Genomic DNA, 16,901 nt, shown 5'->3' on the forward strand with positions numbered 1-16,901 from the left:
TCAAACGAAAAGACGCCCGGCCTGGACCGGCCGGTGCGGTGTGCCGGTGGCGGCTAGCCGGCCAGCGCTATTGGCCGGCCATGGCGCTCGCCACCGTGACGACGACGCAGGCAGGGCCGCTGGCAACCAGCAGCGCCTGACCCTGGTTGCTGCCGAGCGTGTACAGCGGCGTGCCGGAAAGGTCCGCGGTCAGCACGCTGCCCTTGGGCAGCAGGCGCACCACGTCCTGGCATGACTGTGTGAACGGCGCCACGCGTACCAGGTTGCCTTCGCAACCGCTGCGCGTCGGCGCGGTGAAGACGATGCCTGCAGCCTTGCCCTGGTACCCGGGCGCGTCATAGGCGAGGCCGGCCACGGCCTGCACGGCGTGGTCGTTGGGAGCGTTTTTCTGGGCCTGGGTGTTGGCGGTGAAGCGGGCGCCCTGCGTCAGGCTGTCGCCCAGTTGCGCGATCAGGCCGGCGCAGGATTTCACGCCGAGCTGGGCGGCCTGACCCTGGAACACAGTGACCCCGGGCCGTGGCTGGCCGGCTGGTGCGCTCGACTGTGCCTGAGCATCGGTTGTTGCCGTGGCCAGCGTGGTGAACATGGCGAGCATAAGGGCGGCCAGGCGGTCGGACGAGTGGCCTGGGGTGAGGAGGGGCGCAAGCATTGTTTGTCTTCCTTGTCGATGCAAGGACAAGACCGGACGCATTGCGCTCTGCGGCGCTTGCCCCGGCTTGTCTGGAGGCACTGCATGGATATCGTTTTTGGTTCGGCCCATCGCTTGTCACGGCCATGGACTGTACACATCGTTACAAATGTCTTAATGCATTTATGTCCAATACATCACTCGCGGGGCGATGATAGCCGCAATAATTAGGAAAGGGATGAGTCAACTGTAAACAAATGTAAGTGAGCCAAAAGGCGTGATTTTTGAACATGCATTTTGGACTCACTTTTTACGACAAAAAAATAGCACCAGATTGGTGAATCCAGTGCAGCCGGGAGCATAAACGAGCCGCGTTGCGTGCGCAACTATGCGGCTCCGAAGGGTGTTAAGTAATCTTTTAATCCATTTCGCCGAGCCATTATTGCGAAAATTGCACCAATAACTTTAGCCTCGGACGGGGACTCCCCGCCCGTCAGCAAGGTCAGCGCAGCACCCGATAGGCCGACTGCACCAGTCCGGAAGGGAAGTGACGGCTCGACTCGAGCCTCAGGCTCACGTCGTGCGGTAGCGCGCCAAACAATGGCCTGCCTGCGCCGATCAGCACCGGCACCGTGGTGACCACCATGTCGGCGATCAATCCTTCGCGAAGGAAGGACTGCACCACCTGCCCGCCGTCGACATAGACGCGTTGCACGCCTTCCGCCGCCAGTTGCGCCATGGCGTCTTGCGGTGTCGAATCGCAGAAGCGCACCTTGCCCTGCAACGCGTCGGGCACCGGTTTACCGGCCAGTTGCCGGGACAACACCAGCACCGGCCGGTCGTAAGCCCATTCGCCCATCGTGATGATTTTTTCAAAGCTGCCGCGCCCCATCACGATCGCGCCCTTGTCGGCGATGAAGTCGTTGTAGCCGTGGTCTTCGGCGGGATCATCCCGCTCGAGAAGCCAGCCGATGTCGCCATCCGGGCGGGCGATGAAACCATCGAGGCTGGTGGCGATGAAGACGTGTCCGGTGATCATGGGTATTCCCCTTGTTCTGTCGGCATGGAGATGGCGCTGCAGTGGCGCATTTTATGCCTGTGGACACGGGTGTCATTGCATCGGCGTGAGTAGCGCCGCCGCCCAGCGCTACCCCGCACCGACGAGACCCCCTCAGAACACGTGCCGGATCCCGGCCATCACGCCCACGCGCGTGGTGCGGCGGACATCGGTCACTGGCGTGCCGGCCCAGTACTCGGTCTCGCGGCCGACCGTGCCGCCGCGCGCGAAGGTGGCGTCGGCCTCGAGGAACAGGCTGGTGCGCTTGGACAACGCATAGTCGGCCACCGCCGAGATCGCATCGGCATTGCCGCTGCCCAGCACAAGCGGCGTGGCCTGGAACTGGGTGGTCACCGTGCCGCTCTGCTGGTAGCGGTAATAGGCGCCCGACAGGTGCAGCGCCGGCGTTAGCTGATAGCCGAGGCCGACGAAGGCAATCCAGAAACGCGCGTCCGGATTGGTCTCGCGGCGGCCCATGTAGCCGGCATAGCCGGTGGCCTTGCCGACCACATAGGAAGCGCCGACCGAGTAGTTGTGCAGGGTGTTGTCGCCGCTGCCGGGACGCTGCTGGTCATAGGCGACGCCCAGCGCCAGCGGTCCGTCCTGGACCATCACGCCACCGCCAAAGGTGGCGCCGCGAGCCATGCTGCCGGGGCGCTCGCCGAAGCCGTAGTCGAGCTGCACGCTGACCGGCCCGAACTTATGCTTGTACACCACGCTGTTGTTGACGCGGTAGCCCTGGAAGAAGATGTCGCCGCCGGTGTAGAGCGGATCGGACCAGAAGTTGCCCCAGCTCTGGTCGAGCGGATCGAAGGACCAGGCGATGTTGTTCAGCGCGTTGTACTGGCGGCCGAAGGTCAGGGTGCCCCAGTCGCCGGACAGGCCGACGTATGCCTGCCGGCCGAACAGCGCGCTATATGCGGTCTTGCCGTCGTCGGTGCCGAAGCCGTTCTCGAGCAGGAACACCGCCTTGTTGCCGCCGCCCAGGTCTTCGTCGCCCTTCAGGCCCCAGCGGCTGCCGCCGATGCCGCTGGAGACCAGTTCGCCCTGGTCGTGATGACGGCCATCGATGTTGGAGGTGTAGCGCACGGCGGTGCTGATCACACCGTAGAGCGTCAGGCTGGACTGCGCATACGAAATTGCGGGCAGCACTGCGCCCGCCAGCAGCCACAGGCTGGCTGATTTCTTCATGGGGTCTCCTCGGTGGTCCTGGCCGGCGTCCGATGCGCCGGCCTGTTGTTGTGTTACAGGTCGAGCACGAGCTTGCCGCCCCGGGCCCGCGAGACGCAGATCATCATCGTCTTCTGCGCCGCTTTCTCCTTGTCGCTCAGGTACTGGTCGAAGTGAACCGCCTCGCCTTCCAGGATGCGGGTCTCGCAGGTGCCGCACACGCCTTCGCGGCACAGGCATTCGACCGGCACGGTGCCGTCGCGCTCGATCGCCTTCAGGATCGACTCGCCCGCGCCGACTTCCACAGTCTTGCCGGATTTCGCCAGCACCACGGTGAAGGCGTCGCCGGCCTGTTCCGGCGCGGCGAACTGTTCCCAGTGCACGCGAGACGGATCGATGCCGACGTCTTGCGCGGCCTGGCGCACGGCCTCGATCAGCGGGGCCGGGCCGCACACATAGACATGCGTGCCGGCGTCCATGCCGCCCAGCAGGCCGGATAGATCGAGCTTCTGCCCCTTGCTGTCGACATAGAAGCTGACGCGGCCCCCGGAAGACTGCTGCGTGAGCGCCGCCAGTTCATCGCGGAACGCGCCGTGCTCGTCGGCGCGGAACGCGTAGTGCAGTTCGTGCGACGCGCCGCGCTTGCGCAGCTCGTGCATCTGCGACATGAACGGCGTGATACCGATCCCGCCGGCGATCAGCACGTGGTGATGTGCGCCATCGTCCAGCGCGAACAGGTTGTTCGGCGTTGTGATGGTGAGCGCGTCGCCCTCGGCCACCTTGTCGTGCAGGAACGCCGAGCCGCCTTTGGACTTCTCCTCGCGGCGCACGCCGATCTGGTAGCTGCCGAGCGCATCGGGAGAGCTCATCAGCGAGTAGGCGTTGCTGTACTGGCGCTCGCCGTCGCGCATCTGCACGATGACGTGGCTGCCGCCGGTAAAAGGGGGTAGCTCGCCGCCGTCGATCGCTTCCAGGGTGAAGCGCTTGATCAGCGGGGTCACGTGCTCGATGCGCGAGACCCGCACCTGGAGGGTCTGGTAGAAATTGCCCATGCTGCTGTCTTCCGGGTGTGCTGCCGCGCGTTACAGCGCCATGCAGAGGTATTTCATCTCGAGGTAGTCCTCGATGCCGTACTTCGAGCCCTCGCGGCCCAGGCCCGACTGCTTCACGCCGCCGAACGGCGCCACCTCGTTCGAGAACAGGCCGGTGTTGATGCCGACGATGCCGTACTCGAGCTGCTCGGCCACGCGCCAGACCCGGCCGATATCGCGGCTGAAGAAGTAGGCGGCGAGGCCGTAGATGGTGTCGTTGGCCATGCGCACCACGTCGGCTTCGGAGGAGAAGCGGACGATGGGCGAGACCGGACCGAAGATCTCTTCGTCCAGCACGCGCATGCCGGGTTTGACGTCGGCCAGCACCGTCGGCGCGAAGAACTGCGCACCGGCCTCGTGCACGCCGCCGCCGATGGCGATGCGCGCGCCCTTGCGGACGGCATCGGCCACCAGCTCGCCGACCTTGGCGACCGCCTTGTCGGTGATCAGCGGACCGATCTCGCTGCCGGCGGTGAAGCCGTTGCCGACGCGCAGCCCGGCCACCTTCTTCACGTAGCGCTCGACGAACTGGTCGTAGACGGCATCGTGGATATAGAGGCGGTTGACGCAGACGCAGGTCTGGCCGGCGTTGCGGTACTTGGCCTGGATCGCGCCTTCGACGGCCGCGTCGATGTCGGCGTCCTCGAACACGATGAAGGGGGCATTGCCGCCCAGCTCCAGCGACACCTTCTTGACCGTGCCCGCGCACTGCTGCATCAGCAGGCGGCCGACCGGCGTGGAGCCGGTGAACGACAGCTTGCGCACCAGCGGGTGGCCGGTGAACTGGCTGCCGATCGCCGCCGCGTCGCCGGTGACGACGTTCAGCACGCCCGCGGGGATGCCGGCGCGCAGCGCCAGCTCGGCCAGCGCCAGCGCGCTGAACGGGGTCTCGTTGGCGGGCTTGACCACCATGGTGCAGCCGGCCGCCAGCGCGGGCGCGGCCTTGCGCGCGATCATCGCCGCCGGGAAGTTCCACGGCGTGATCGCGGCGCAGACGCCGATCGGCTCGCGCACCACCACCAGGCGCTTGTCGGCGGCGGGGGAGGGAATCACGTCGCCGTAGAGGCGCTTGGCTTCCTCGCCGAACCACTCGATGAACGAGGCGGCGTAGCGCACCTCGCCGCGCGCTTCGGCCAGCGGCTTGCCCTGCTCGCGCGTCATGATGGCGGCGAGGTCGTCCTCGTGCGCAATGATCAGGTCGAACCACTTGCGCAGCAGCGCGGCGCGCTCCTTGGCGGTGCGGGCCTTCCAGCCGGGCAGGGCGGCGTTGGCGGCCTCGATCGCGGCCACGGCGCCGGCCTCGCACATCAGCGGCACGGTGCCGACCAGGTCGCCGGTGGCGGGGTCGGTCACGGCCACGGTGGCGGCGTCGGGGGCGTCGGTCCATTCGGCGCCGATCAGGGCCTGCTGGCGGAACAGGGCGTTGTCCTTCAGTTGCATTTGTCTGGTCTCCGTTTCGATTGGGGCCGGGCTCAGGCGCCCTCGTATTCCTTCGCCACCTTGCGGTGGAAATGCACGATGCCGTGCTCGCTGATGCCGCTGCGCTGGCGGTCGACCATGATCCGGCCCTGGCCGCGATAGCCGCGCGACTTCAGGCCCTTCTGCACGCTTTCGACCAGGCGCAGGTCTTCGGGGCGGAACACGTCGCGGTACCACTCGACCAGCTTCTGCTGCTCCTCGGTCAGCTCCTTGTTCAGGAAGTAGATCTCGTAGTGCTGGAGCGTGACTTCGGCGCTGGCCGGAAACTCGTAGATCACCGTCATGAAGTTGGCGCCCGGCGGCACGTTGAACATCGTGCAGGGCCAGGCCCAGAAGCCGCTGAAGCTGGGGTCCTTGATCGACTCGTCCAGCTTGAAGGACTTCTCCGACGACTTGGCGTGGCCGAACTGCAGCGTCCAGTTGCCGTGCAGCGTGTGGGTATAGCGGTCGACCTGCACCGAGTCCGAGAAGCCTGGGTGGGCCGGGCCGCAGTGGTAGCACTCCATGTAGTTGTCGACGATGGACTTCCAGTTGGCTGGGGTCTCGGTGACGAAGCGGGCGCCGAGGTGGAGCTCGTCGATGACGGGGCAGGCGGCGCGCAGGCGCGCCTCCAGGCCGGGCAGCTGTTCCTCGACACTGCCGGCGTCCGGGTTCATGTTGATAAAGACGAAGCCGGCGTATTCCTCGACCCGCACCGGCACCAGGCTCGACTTGCTCTTGTCGAAATTGGGCACGTTGTCGCAGTTGCGCGCCAGCGCCAGTTCGCCGTCGAGCTTGAAGGTCCAGGCGTGGTACGGGCAGGTGATGACGTTCTTCGCACGGCCGCTGCCTTGCAGCAGCTGGTGGCCGCGGTGGGGGCAGACGTTGTAGAAGGCGCGCAGCACGCCTTCGCGGTCGCGCAGCACGACGATGCTTTCGCCGATGATCTCGCGCGTCACGTAGTCGTTCGATTCGGCCAGTTCGCTGCGGTGGGCCACGCAGATCCAGCTGTTGGCGAAGATCTTTTCCTTCTCGTACTCGAACACCGCGTCCCGGGTGTAGAAGGAGGCGGGCAGGGTCCAGGCGTTTTCGTCGTCGGCGCAGAAGCCGTCGGGCAGCTTGACGGCGGCAGTGTCCAGGGTCTTCTCCATGATTCCGTTTCCTTGGTTAATTTATGGTTACTGGTTAAATATCGTTTAACAGCAGGGCGTAAAAAAAAGAGCCGTAGGGCGGGCAAATTTCCAGGCTGGGAAGGGGACGGCCGGGGCCGGTCCCCTGTCGCCGCGCGATCAGGCCTTGGCGATGGCGGCTTCGCGTTCGGTGGTCACGGTCACGCTGTCGGCTTCGGGCCGGGCGGTCTCGATCAGGTGGGCCGGGGTGTCGGCATAGTCCTGCATCAGCCAGCGGAACAGGCCGAACAGCTTGATCCCGAGGATCACCAGGAACGGGATCGCGGTCAGCACCACGGCGGTCTTCATGGTCTCCAGCGAAGCCTTGATGAACAGCATGGCCAGCGGCACCAGCGTCAGCATCACGCACCAGAACACGCGGCTGGTCGGCGACGGGTCCTGTCCTTCCTTCAGGTTGCGCGTGGTGGTGGCGGCCACGGCGTAGGCCACGGCGTCCACGTGGGCGGCCAGGAACACGATCATGATCGCCAGGTACACCGCCAGGAACACCTTGCCGGCCGGCAGCGCGCTCAGCAGCATTTCCACCGCGGCCTCGCCGCCATGCTCCTTCAGGATGCGCGGCACGTCGATGGCGCCGGTGATGAACTGGTGCATGCTGTAGCTTTCCAGCGCGCCGAAGAAGAACCAGCATCCGACGCTGCCGCCCAGCAGCAGGGCGTAGATGACTTCCTTGATCTTGCGGCCCTTGGACACGCGCGCCACGAACATCGCCACGCCCGGCGAGTACGACACCCACCACAGCCAGTAGAACACGGTCCAGCCGCGGCTGAAGGCGCCGTCGCCGGTGGGATCGGTGAACAGGCTCATGTGCACGTAGTTCTGCAGCATCAGGCCCAGGCCGTTGACGATGTTATTGCCGGCAAACAGGGTCGGGCCGATCGCGAACACCACCGCGGCCAGCAGCAGCGCGCCCCAGCACACCATATGGCTCAGGCGCTGCATGCCGCCGTCGATGCCGACATAGGCGCTCGCCGAGAACAGCACTGACACGCCGACGATCACGACCAGCTGCGTGACGAAGGTATCCGGCACCCCGAACAGCCCCGACAGCCCGCGCGTGAAGGTCGACGCGGTCAGCGCGATCGAGACCGTCAGCGCCCCGAACATCGTCAGCAGGAAGATCAGGTCCACCAGCCGGCCCACCGGCCCGGTGGCGCGGAAGCCCGTGATGGCTTCGACGATGGAGGCCAGGTTCAGCCCCTTGTTCTTGCGCACATGGAAGTGGTACGCCATCGCCAGCGACGGCAGCGCGTACACCGCCCACGCGCTCAGGCCCCAGTGGAAGAACGAGTAGCTGATGGAATGCTCCAGCGCCTCGCGCGTGCCGGTGGGCACGTTCAGGCCGGGCGACTGGTAGTAGTAGACCCACTCCATCACGCCCCAGTACATGGTCGACGAGCCCATGCCGGCGCAGATGAACATGAACACCCAGGACAGCGTGGAGTACTCGGGCTTGCCTTCGCCCAGCCGCACGTTGCCGTACTTGCTGAAGGCCAGCGCCAGGCAGGCAATGACGCAGCCGAAGACAAAAATCTGGACCAGCGAGCCGAACGAGCGCGTGGACCATTCGAACAGCAGGGTCGCGGTGGCGGCCGCTTCGGTGGGCCAGCGGACCATGGCGATGACGGTGACCAGCACGGCGGTGAGCGTGCAGGCGGTCAGGAAGCCGTCGAGGCGGGGCGTGGGAGTTTTCAAGTGCGTCTCCTCCGATGCGTCTTGGCGCATGGCTTGGTTTTGTGGTGGAACTTGTCTGCCCGGCGCGGGCGGTGCCCGCATCCAGATTGCCTTGTATTTTGTTAACTAATGGTTTACAGTAACTATTAGTTAACGGAAACTCTATGCAAAATTCCGGACATGCACAAGCTCCGCGTGGAAAAAAATTGCGGGTGTGACGAACGGTGCGCGCTGCGTTGCGTGAACACCATGCCGGGCGCGAACCCGGCATCACGTCCCGCGCGGCGCGCAGTTTCAGAGCGCGGCCGCGATGGCCTTGCCTACCTCGCTGGTGCCGGCCTTGCCGCCGGCGTCCGGCGTCAGCGGGCCTTCGCGCAGCACCGTTTCGATGGCGGCGAGGATGGCGTCATGCGCCTGGCGTCCGGCTTCGCCGCCCAGGAAATCCAGCATCATCGCGCCCGACCAGATCATGCCGATCGGGTTGGCGATCTGCTTGCCGTAGATGTCCGGCGCCGAGCCGTGCACCGGTTCGAACAGCGACGGGAACTTGCGCTCCGGGTTCAGGTTGGCCGAGCCCGCCAGGCCGATGGTGCCGGTGCAGGCCGGGCCGAGGTCCGACAGCAGGTCGCCGAACAGGTTGGAGGCGACCACCACGTCGAAGCGCTCGGGCTGGAGCACGAAGCGCGCGCACAGGATGTCGATGTGCTGGCTGTCCCACTGGACCTCGGGGTACTGCGCGCCCATTGCGGCCGTGCGCTCGTCCCACCACGGCATGCTGACGGCGATGCCATTGGACTTGGTCGCCGAGGTCAGCTTCCTGCGCGGACGCGATTGCGCCAGCTCGAAGGCATATTTGAGGATGCGGTCGGTGCCGTGGCGGCTGAAGATCGACTGCTGCATCACAATCTCGCGCGCGGTGCCTTCGTACATGCGGCCGCCGACCGGGCTGTATTCGCCCTCGGTGTTTTCGCGGACCACGTAGAAGTCGATGTCGCCGGGCTTCTTGCCTGCCAGCGGGCACGGCACGCCGGGCAGCAGGCGCACCGGGCGCAGGTTGACGTACTGGTCGAACTCGCGGCGGAACCGGAGCAGCGAGCCCCACAGCGAGATGTGGTCGGGCACCTTGTCGGGCCAGCCCACGGCGCCAAAGTAGATCGCGTCGAAGCCGTCGAGCTGCTGCTTCCAGTCGTCCGGCATCATCTTGCCGTGGCGCAGGTAGTAGTCGCAGTTGGCCCATTCGAAGTGGCGCACCTCGATCGGCAGGTTGAACTTGCGCGCGGCGGCTTCGACGACGCGCAGCCCCTCGGGCAGCACTTCGTTGCCGATGCCGTCGCCGGCAATGGCGGCAATCCGGAATGGGGAAGGGAATGGTGTGGTCAAGGCGGGTGTGGTCATGGCGGTGTCTCGCTCGGGTCTGCTGGTCAGGTGCAATCGAGAATGCCGGGAAAGCCGGCGCGGATCATCCGCGCAAGCGTGGATACAGGAAACACGAATCGTGAATAATCTGCCCCCACTGGAAGACCTGCGGGTGTTCTGCCTGGTCGCGCAGCGCGCCAGCTTCGTCGCCGCCGCGGAAGAACTGGGCAGTTCGCCCGCCTATGTCAGCAAGCGTGTCAAGGCGCTGGAACAGGTGCTGGGCGCGCAGTTGCTGCACCGGAGCACGCGCCAGGTTTCATTGACGGAAAACGGCGAGCGCGTATGCCGCTGGGCCCGCGACATGCTGGACCAGATCGGCCAGCTCAGGGATGAAATCGCTGCCGGCGGCGCGCCGCGCGGGCTGGTACGCATCGGCAGCAGCGTGGGCTTCGGCAGGCGCCATGTGGCACCGCTGATCTCGACGCTATGCCAGCAGTTTCCCGGCCTGGAAATCCGCTTCGACGTGTTCGACAAGCTGGTCGACCTGGTGGCCGAAGGCATCGACCTCGATATCCGCATCGGCAACGACATCGCCCCGCACCTGATCGCGCGCCGGCTGGCGCGCAACTGGCGCGTGCTGTGCGCGGCGCCCGCATACCTCGCGGCGCGCGGCGTGCCGCGGACGCTCGAGGCTTTGGCGCAGCACGACTGCCTGGTGACCAAGGAGCGCGACCACCCCTTTGGCATCTGGCGCATGACGGGCCCGGAGGGCGAGCGCAGCGTCAAGGTGGGGGGGCGGCTGTCGTCCAACCACGGGGAGATCGTTACCGGCTGGGCGCTGGCCGGGCATGGCGTCATGCTGCGCTCGATGTGGGACGTCGCGGCGGATCTCGAGGCCGGCCGCCTGGTGCAGGTGCTGCCCGACTACCGCCAGGACGCGGATATCTGGGCGGTGTATCCTTCGCGCCTGTCCGGCTCCGCGCGCGTGCGCGCCTGCGTCGAGTTTTTCATGCGCCATCTCGGCGGTGCCACCGGGGAATCCACAACATGACAGAAAACAGCTTTGCCTTCCGCCTCAAGGAACTGCTCGAACACAAGAAGCTCACGCTGCAGGCGGTGGCCAACGCGCTCGACGTGTCGCGCCCGGCGGTCCACAAATGGACCCGGGGCGGCGAGATCGACTACGAGAAGCTGCGCAAGCTGGCGGCGTTTCTCGATGTCAACTGGATCTGGCTGCGCTACGGCGAGCAGGCCCGGCAAGAGGCCGAGGCATCCAGCGCAGTGGAAATCCCGATGACCGACATGCGCCGCCGCTACACCGCCGAGATCATGGAGAGCGAGGCGCGCATGAAGCTGGCACAGGAGGGCGCGCGCATCGTCACGTGGGAGTGGAACCTGATCACCGACGACGTGACCTACTCGTCCAACGTCGAAGCCGTGTACGGCTGGCGCATCGTCAGCAACGAAAGTTTCTGGAAGCATGTGCCTGCCGATGACGTTCCCATGATGAACGCCGCCTACGAGGAATCGGTGCGCACCGGCAAGGCCCACGAATTCGACTTCCGCCTGGTCCAGCCCGACGGCAGCATCCGCTGGATCTCGTCGCGCGCTACGCCGGTGCGCGAACTCGACGGGCGCACCGTCAAGATCGTCGGCATCAGCATGGACAACACGGCGCGCAAGCTTGCCGAGCAGTCATTGCGCGACCAGCAGGCGCGGTTCCGGGCGGTGTTCGAGCTGACCTCGGAAGGCATGGCGCTGCTGGACGGCAAGCTGCGCTGTGAATCGGTCAACGCGGCGCTGGTCGAGATGGTCGGCGGCGATGCCGAGGCGCTGCTGGGCGACGGCTTTGCCAGGCACTTCGCCGATGCCGAGGGCCGGCTGCGCAGGATGACGCGCACCCGGCCCAGGGCGACATTCGCCGCCGAACTGCTGCGGGACGATGGCAGCAAGCTCCCGGTGACGGTGCGCGCGGTGCTGGAGCGCAGCGAAGACGGTGCCTCGTACTACGCCCTGGCGATGCGGCCCGCCTGACATCACCATGGCGCGGTCAGCCAGCCTTGTTCCGTCGCCACCAGCCGATCCGTCAGGCCAAGGTTGTCCATGAAGGCATCGTCGTGCGACACGACCACCAGCGCGCCCCGGTAGCCGCGCAGCATGGCTTCCAGCGCCTGTACCGAAGGCAGGTCGAGGTGGTTGCTGGGCTCATCCAGCAATAGCAGTTGCGGCGGCGGATCGGCATACAGCACGCACGCCAGCGCCGCCTTGAGCCGCTCGCCGCCGCTGAGCGAGCCGCCGGGCACGGCAATCTTCCCGCTATCCAGGCCGAGGTGCGCAAGGCGCATGCGCAGGTCGCCTTCGCCAGCCGTCGGGTTGGCCGCCAGCATCTGTTCCAGCACGGTTCGCCGCGGGTCCAGGTTGGCCAGCCGCTGGTCCAGGTAGATGCCTGGCACCGGAAGCTTGCATGTGCCGGCCACGGGCGGCAGCTGGCGCGCGAGCACCTTGAGCAAGGTCGACTTGCCGCTGCCATTGGGGCCGATCACGCCCACGCGCTGCTGCCCCGTCAACGTGAGGTCGATCTGACGCGTGGCACCCTGGACCAAGGGCAGCGCCACGGCCTCCAGTTCCGCGACACGCTTCTGCGAAGCCAGGGCAACGGGTAGCTCGTGCACGACGATGGCCAGGTCGTGCTCGACCCGCTGCGCAGCCTCGCGCACGCGCTCGGCCAGTTCCAGCCGGGTCTCGGCATGCTGCTGGCGCAGCTTGCCGGCCGAGCTTTCGCTGCGTTCCTTCTGCCGGCCCAGCAGGATCCTGGCCTGGTTGGCGTCTTGTCCATGCCGGTTGCCGCGCGCCTGGCGCCGCTCCAGGCGTTCGCGTTGCTCGCGCAGCGATTGTTCTTCGCGCCGGCGCTCGAGCTTGCGTTGCTCCAGTTGCTGGATCGCGGTCTGCCGCTCGCGCTCCTTGCATTGCGCGTAGAAGGCGTAGTTGCCCCCATAGCTGCGCAGTCCCAGCGAAGACAACTCGACGATGCGCGTCATGGTGTCGAGCAATTGCCGGTCATGGCTGACCACCAGCAGCCCGCGCGGCCATCGCTGCAGTTGGTCTACCAGCGCCTGCCGGTTCGGCCGGTCGAGGTGATTGCTAGGCTCGTCCAGGATCAGGAAATCGGCATCCGACAACAAGGCGCCGATCAGCGTGACGCGCATGGCTTCGCCACCGCTGAGCGCGCTGGCAGGCGTCGCGGCATCGAGATGGCCGAGGCCATTGCGCGCCAGTTCGTCCCGCAGCCGCAGGCGCACATCCCAGCGCTCGCCCACGGCATCGAAATCCTCGGGCGCGCTGCTGCCCGCCTCAATGCGTTCGAGCGCATCGAGCGTGGCCTGCATACCGGCCAGCCGTGCCACCGTAGCGCCGGGCGCAGGCGATACCTGTTGGGCGAGGTAGTAGACGCTGCCGGAGCGCGTACAGCGCCCGCCGGTGGGCTGCACTTGCCCGGCCAGCATGCGCGCCAGCACCGTCTTGCCGGCACCATTGCGCCCGACCAGGCCGGTGGCACGCTGGTCGAACTGCTCGCTGATATCGGAGAAAAGCGTCCTGCCGTCGGGCAGAACGTAAGACACGCCTTCCAGCGCGAGACAAGGTTGCGTCATGTGTCGATTCCAAAGATGCCAGGAACTCCCCCTGTTCATGGGGGGTAGGTGGGAGACTGGCCGTCATGAAGACGGCGGCATCAATGGCGCATGACGAGTACCTCGGTGATGGGGATTGCCCGCAATGTTAAAAGCATCCGCGGCGCGGCGCAATGTCGCGCAACGCGCACGGACGCTTGGTCAGGTGTCGTGTGGTCGCTGGTCGCGCGCCTACGCCCGGCGGGCCTAGGCGCCGCGTCAGCCTTCAGCTTGCGGTGCTTTCCAGCGCCGCATCATATTTACCCAGGCAAGCCATGCCATTCAGCCGCGACCGCAGCAGCAGCGCCTGTTGCGCCTGCGCGGCGTTGGCCGGGTCGCCGCGCCAGGCCAGCAGCGGCGGTTCCTGCAGCGCGCGCCCATAGGAGAAGGACAGCCGCCACGGCAGCGGCGCCAGGCGGTTCATGGCGTCGAGGTTTGCGGTGGCCTCCGCAGGGGTTTGTCCGCCGGACAGGAAGAAGATGCCCGGCACCGCGGCGGGCACGGTGCGCCTGAGCACCTGCACGGTCTGCATCGCGACCTCCGACGGTGGCGCGTGGCCGGCGTCCTTGCCCGGCAGCACCATGCTGGGCTTGAGCAGCATGTGTTCCAGTGCGACCCCGTAGCGGTGCAGGGCGTGGAAGACTTCGTGCAGCACGGTCTCGGTCACCTGGGCGCAACGGGCCATGGTGTGGCCGCCATCCATCAGCACTTCCGGTTCGACGATCGGCACGACGCCGGCCTGCTGGCAGATCGCGGCGTAGCGGGCCAGCGCTTCGGCGTTGGCCTGCACGGCGGCGCGGCCGGGCAGGGTGTCGGACACGTTGTAGACTGCGCGCCACTTCGCAAAACGCGCGCCTTGTTGCCGGTAGCCGGCCAGCCGCTTGCCCAGCCCGTCGAGCCCTTCGGTGATCTCGTCGCCGGGGGCGAGCGCGAGGGCGAGCTTGCCCTTGTCGACCTTGATGCCGGGCACGATGCCCTGGCGCGCGGCCAGCTCCGGCAGCGGCGTGCCATCGTCGGCGTGCTGGCCCAGCGTTTCCTTGTAGAGGATCACGCCGCTGATGTAGTCGCCCAGCCCAGGCGTGCCCAGGAGCAGGTTACGCCACGCGCGGCGGTTTTCTTCGCTCGATTCCACGCCGATGCGCTCGAAGCGCTTGGCGATGGTCGGGCCGCTCTCGTCGGCGGCCAACAGGCCCTTGCCCGGCTGTGCCAGGGCGTCCACGGTGGCTTGCAGTTCGCTTGAAGTGTCCATGACGTTGCTCCGCGCAGGTGACATAAACGCAAGCATTTCCCCGAAACGGCAATCGCGCAAGGGTATCGGCGGCCGATGGCGCTCTCCCATGGTGGCCGCCCGAACATTGCGGCCGACCTGGCGGGCGGCGCGTGCCCTGTGGTGGTGGCAGCGCCTGCCGCGCCGGCTGTGGGATAATTGCGGCTTTGCCCACGGCGCAGCTCAAGAGGTTGATCGCACGGGCATGCCAGGGCCCTTATTCCCGCGGCCCGCTTCCTACCGCGATACTTCTAAAGCAAGACCATGCCCACATACCGTTCCAAAACCTCCACCGCCGGCCGCAACATGGCGGGGGCGCGCTCGCTGTGGCGCGCCACCGGCATGAAAGACGAAGACTTCTCCAAGCCCATCATCGCCGTGGTCAACTCCTTCACGCAGTTCGTGCCGGGGCACGTGCACCTGAAGGACCTGGGCCAGCTGGTTGCGCGCGAGATCGAGGCCGCGGGCGGCGTGGCCAAGGAGTTCAACACCATCGCGGTCGACGACGGCATCGCCATGGGCCATGACGGCATGCTCTATTCGCTGCCCAGCCGCGACATCATCGCCGACTCGGTCGAATACATGGTCAACGCGCACTGCGCCGACGCCATGGTGTGCATCTCCAACTGCGACAAGATCACCCCGGGCATGCTGATGGCCGCGATGCGCCTGAACATCCCGGTGATCTTCGTCTCGGGCGGGCCGATGGAAGCCGGCAAGACGCGCCTGGCCAACCCGGTCACCAAGGCCATGGAGTTCAAGAAGCTGGACCTGGTCGACGCCATGGTGATCGCCGCCGACAGCGCGTATTCCGACGCCGACGTGGCCGAGGTGGAGCGTTCCGCCTGCCCGACCTGCGGCTCTTGCTCGGGCATGTTCACCGCCAACTCGATGAACTGCCTGACCGAGGCGCTGGGCCTGTCGCTGCCCGGCAACGGCACGGTGGTGGCCACGCATGCGGACCGCGAGCAGCTGTTCAAGCGCGCCGGCCGCCGCATCGTCGAACTGGCGCGCCAGTACTACGAACAGGAAGACGCGCGCGTGCTGCCGCGCGCGGTCGGCTTCAAGGCGTTCGAGAACGCCATGACGCTGGACATCGCCATGGGCGGCTCGACCAACACCATCCTGCACCTGCTGGCGATCGCGCGCGAGGCGGAAATCGACTTCGACATGACCGACATCGACCGCCTGTCGCGTGTGGTGCCGCAGCTGTGCAAGGTCGCGCCCAACACCAACAAGTACCACATCGAGGACGTGCACCGCGCCGGCGGCATCATGGCCATCCTGGGCGAGCTGGAACGCGCCGGCAAGCTGCACACCGACGTGCCGACCGTGCACGCGCCCACGCTGAAGGACGCGCTGGCGCAGTGGGACATCACCCGCACCGAGGACGACGCCGTCAAGCAGTTCTACCTTGCCGGCCCGGCCGGCATCCCGACCCAGGTCGCATTCAGCCAGAACACGCGCTGGCCCAGCCTGGACCTGGACCGCGCCGAAGGCTGCATCCGCTCCTACGAGCACGCCTTCTCCAAGGAAGGCGGCCTGGCGGTGCTGACCGGCAACATCGCACTCGATGGCTGCGTGGTGAAGACCGCCGGCGTCGACGAAAGCATCTTGGTGTTCGAAGGCACGGCCCACGTCACCGAGTCGCAGGACGAAGCGGTCGAGAACATCCTCAACGACAAGGTCAAGGCCGGCGACGTGGTGATCGTGCGCTACGAAGGCCCGAAGGGCGGCCCCGGCATGCAGGAAATGCTCTACCCGACCAGCTACATCAAGTCCAAGGGGCTGGGCAAGGCCTGCGCACTGCTGACCGACGGCCGCTTCTCCGGCGGCACCTCGGGCCTGTCCATCGGCCACTGCTCGCCCGAAGCCGCGGCCGGCGGCGCCATCGGCCTGGTTCAAGACGGCGACAAGATCCGCATCGACATCCCCAACCGCACGATCAATGTGCTGGTGTCCGATGAGGAACTGGCGCGCCGCCGCGAAGCGCAGAACGCCAAGGGCTGGAAACCCGCGAAGCCGCGCCCGCGCAAGGTGTCGGCGGCGCTGAAGGCGTATGCCAAGCTGGTGATGTCGGCGGACAAGGGCGCGGTACGGGATTTGTCGTTGCTGGATGATTGATGCGGGGGCGGGCTGGGTGTCCGCTTGCGTCAAGGGGAAAGCCGCTCTTTGGAGCGGCTTTTTTTGTTAGGCGAAGGCAGAGGCCCGCATGACGGTTTCTTTAATCTGATAAAAATAGATATAAATATCATTTGATACATTTCTGATGGACTTCCGTACCGTTTCGGGGCAGATTCGCAAGTTCGCCCATCGGCGATTGCGCTGCCCTGGTTGTTCGG

At 66.3% G+C, this 16,901-nt stretch carries 13 protein-coding genes; 3 read left to right on the plus strand and 10 right to left on the minus strand.

From position 1 onward, the window contains the following. Nucleotides 1-67: 67 nt before the first annotated feature. From A2G96_RS22345 to A2G96_RS22380, 8 genes are all read right to left on the minus strand, one after another. Nucleotides 68-649, minus strand: coding sequence for a hypothetical protein (locus A2G96_RS22345; protein WP_150124230.1), 582 nt, complete (start codon nucleotides 647-649; stop codon nucleotides 68-70). A gap of 481 nt (nucleotides 650-1,130) precedes the next feature. Beyond that, entirely contained in the window at nucleotides 1,131-1,667 is a 537-nt protein-coding gene (locus A2G96_RS22350) for a dihydrofolate reductase family protein (RefSeq protein ID WP_062802420.1), read from the minus strand. Nucleotides 1,668-1,799: 132 nt separating this feature from the next. Beyond that, a complete protein-coding gene (locus tag A2G96_RS22355) occupies nucleotides 1,800-2,876 on the minus strand; it encodes a porin (RefSeq protein WP_062802421.1) in 1,077 nt (358 codons plus the stop codon). Nucleotides 2,877-2,929: 53 nt separating this feature from the next. Continuing rightward, nucleotides 2,930-3,907: a PDR/VanB family oxidoreductase gene (locus A2G96_RS22360; protein WP_062802422.1), complete on the minus strand. Its 978-nt coding sequence runs from the start codon at nucleotides 3,905-3,907 to the stop codon at nucleotides 2,930-2,932. A gap of 30 nt (nucleotides 3,908-3,937) precedes the next feature. Continuing rightward, nucleotides 3,938-5,407 carry an NAD-dependent succinate-semialdehyde dehydrogenase gene (locus A2G96_RS22365; RefSeq protein WP_417926449.1) on the minus strand — a complete coding sequence of 490 codons (1,470 nt, stop codon included), beginning with the start codon at nucleotides 5,405-5,407 and terminating at the stop codon, nucleotides 3,938-3,940. Between the two features lie 11 nt (nucleotides 5,408-5,418). Then, nucleotides 5,419-6,555, minus strand: a complete 1,137-nt coding sequence (locus A2G96_RS22370) for an aromatic ring-hydroxylating oxygenase subunit alpha (protein ID WP_062802424.1) — start codon at nucleotides 6,553-6,555, stop codon at nucleotides 5,419-5,421. A 138-nt stretch (nucleotides 6,556-6,693) separates the two neighbouring features. After that, nucleotides 6,694-8,289, minus strand: coding sequence for a BCCT family transporter (locus A2G96_RS22375; protein WP_197672315.1), 1,596 nt, complete (start codon nucleotides 8,287-8,289; stop codon nucleotides 6,694-6,696). A 273-nt stretch (nucleotides 8,290-8,562) separates the two neighbouring features. Further along, nucleotides 8,563-9,663 carry a tartrate dehydrogenase gene (locus A2G96_RS22380; RefSeq protein ID WP_062802426.1) on the minus strand — a complete coding sequence of 367 codons (1,101 nt, stop codon included), beginning with the start codon at nucleotides 9,661-9,663 and terminating at the stop codon, nucleotides 8,563-8,565. 100 nt (nucleotides 9,664-9,763) lie between these two features. On the opposite strand from A2G96_RS22380, the gene A2G96_RS22385 reads away from it, so the two are divergent. Both A2G96_RS22385 and A2G96_RS22390 read left to right on the plus strand, forming a co-directional pair. Further along, nucleotides 9,764-10,675, plus strand: a complete 912-nt coding sequence (locus A2G96_RS22385; RefSeq protein ID WP_150124231.1) for a LysR substrate-binding domain-containing protein — start codon at nucleotides 9,764-9,766, stop codon at nucleotides 10,673-10,675. Beyond that, entirely contained in the window at nucleotides 10,672-11,658 is a 987-nt protein-coding gene (locus A2G96_RS22390; RefSeq protein WP_062802427.1) for a PAS domain-containing protein, read from the plus strand. The genes A2G96_RS22385 and A2G96_RS22390 overlap by 4 nt, the downstream gene beginning before the upstream one ends. A gap of 2 nt (nucleotides 11,659-11,660) precedes the next feature. Here A2G96_RS22390 and A2G96_RS22395 read toward each other — a convergent pair whose 3' ends face one another. Both A2G96_RS22395 and A2G96_RS22400 read right to left on the minus strand, forming a co-directional pair. After that, nucleotides 11,661-13,274 carry an ABC-F family ATP-binding cassette domain-containing protein gene (locus A2G96_RS22395; protein WP_062802428.1) on the minus strand — a complete coding sequence of 538 codons (1,614 nt, stop codon included), beginning with the start codon at nucleotides 13,272-13,274 and terminating at the stop codon, nucleotides 11,661-11,663. 244 nt (nucleotides 13,275-13,518) lie between these two features. Beyond that, nucleotides 13,519-14,541 carry a class I fructose-bisphosphate aldolase gene (locus tag A2G96_RS22400; RefSeq protein ID WP_062802429.1) on the minus strand — a complete coding sequence of 341 codons (1,023 nt, stop codon included), beginning with the start codon at nucleotides 14,539-14,541 and terminating at the stop codon, nucleotides 13,519-13,521. 282 nt (nucleotides 14,542-14,823) lie between these two features. On the opposite strand from A2G96_RS22400, the gene ilvD reads away from it, so the two are divergent. Beyond that, nucleotides 14,824-16,683 carry a dihydroxy-acid dehydratase gene (gene ilvD, locus A2G96_RS22405; RefSeq protein ID WP_062802430.1) on the plus strand — a complete coding sequence of 620 codons (1,860 nt, stop codon included), beginning with the start codon at nucleotides 14,824-14,826 and terminating at the stop codon, nucleotides 16,681-16,683. The last annotated feature ends 218 nt before the right edge of the window (nucleotides 16,684-16,901 follow it).

Source organism: Cupriavidus nantongensis (assembly GCF_001598055.1).
GTDB classification, from domain to species: domain Bacteria; phylum Pseudomonadota; class Gammaproteobacteria; order Burkholderiales; family Burkholderiaceae; genus Cupriavidus; species Cupriavidus nantongensis.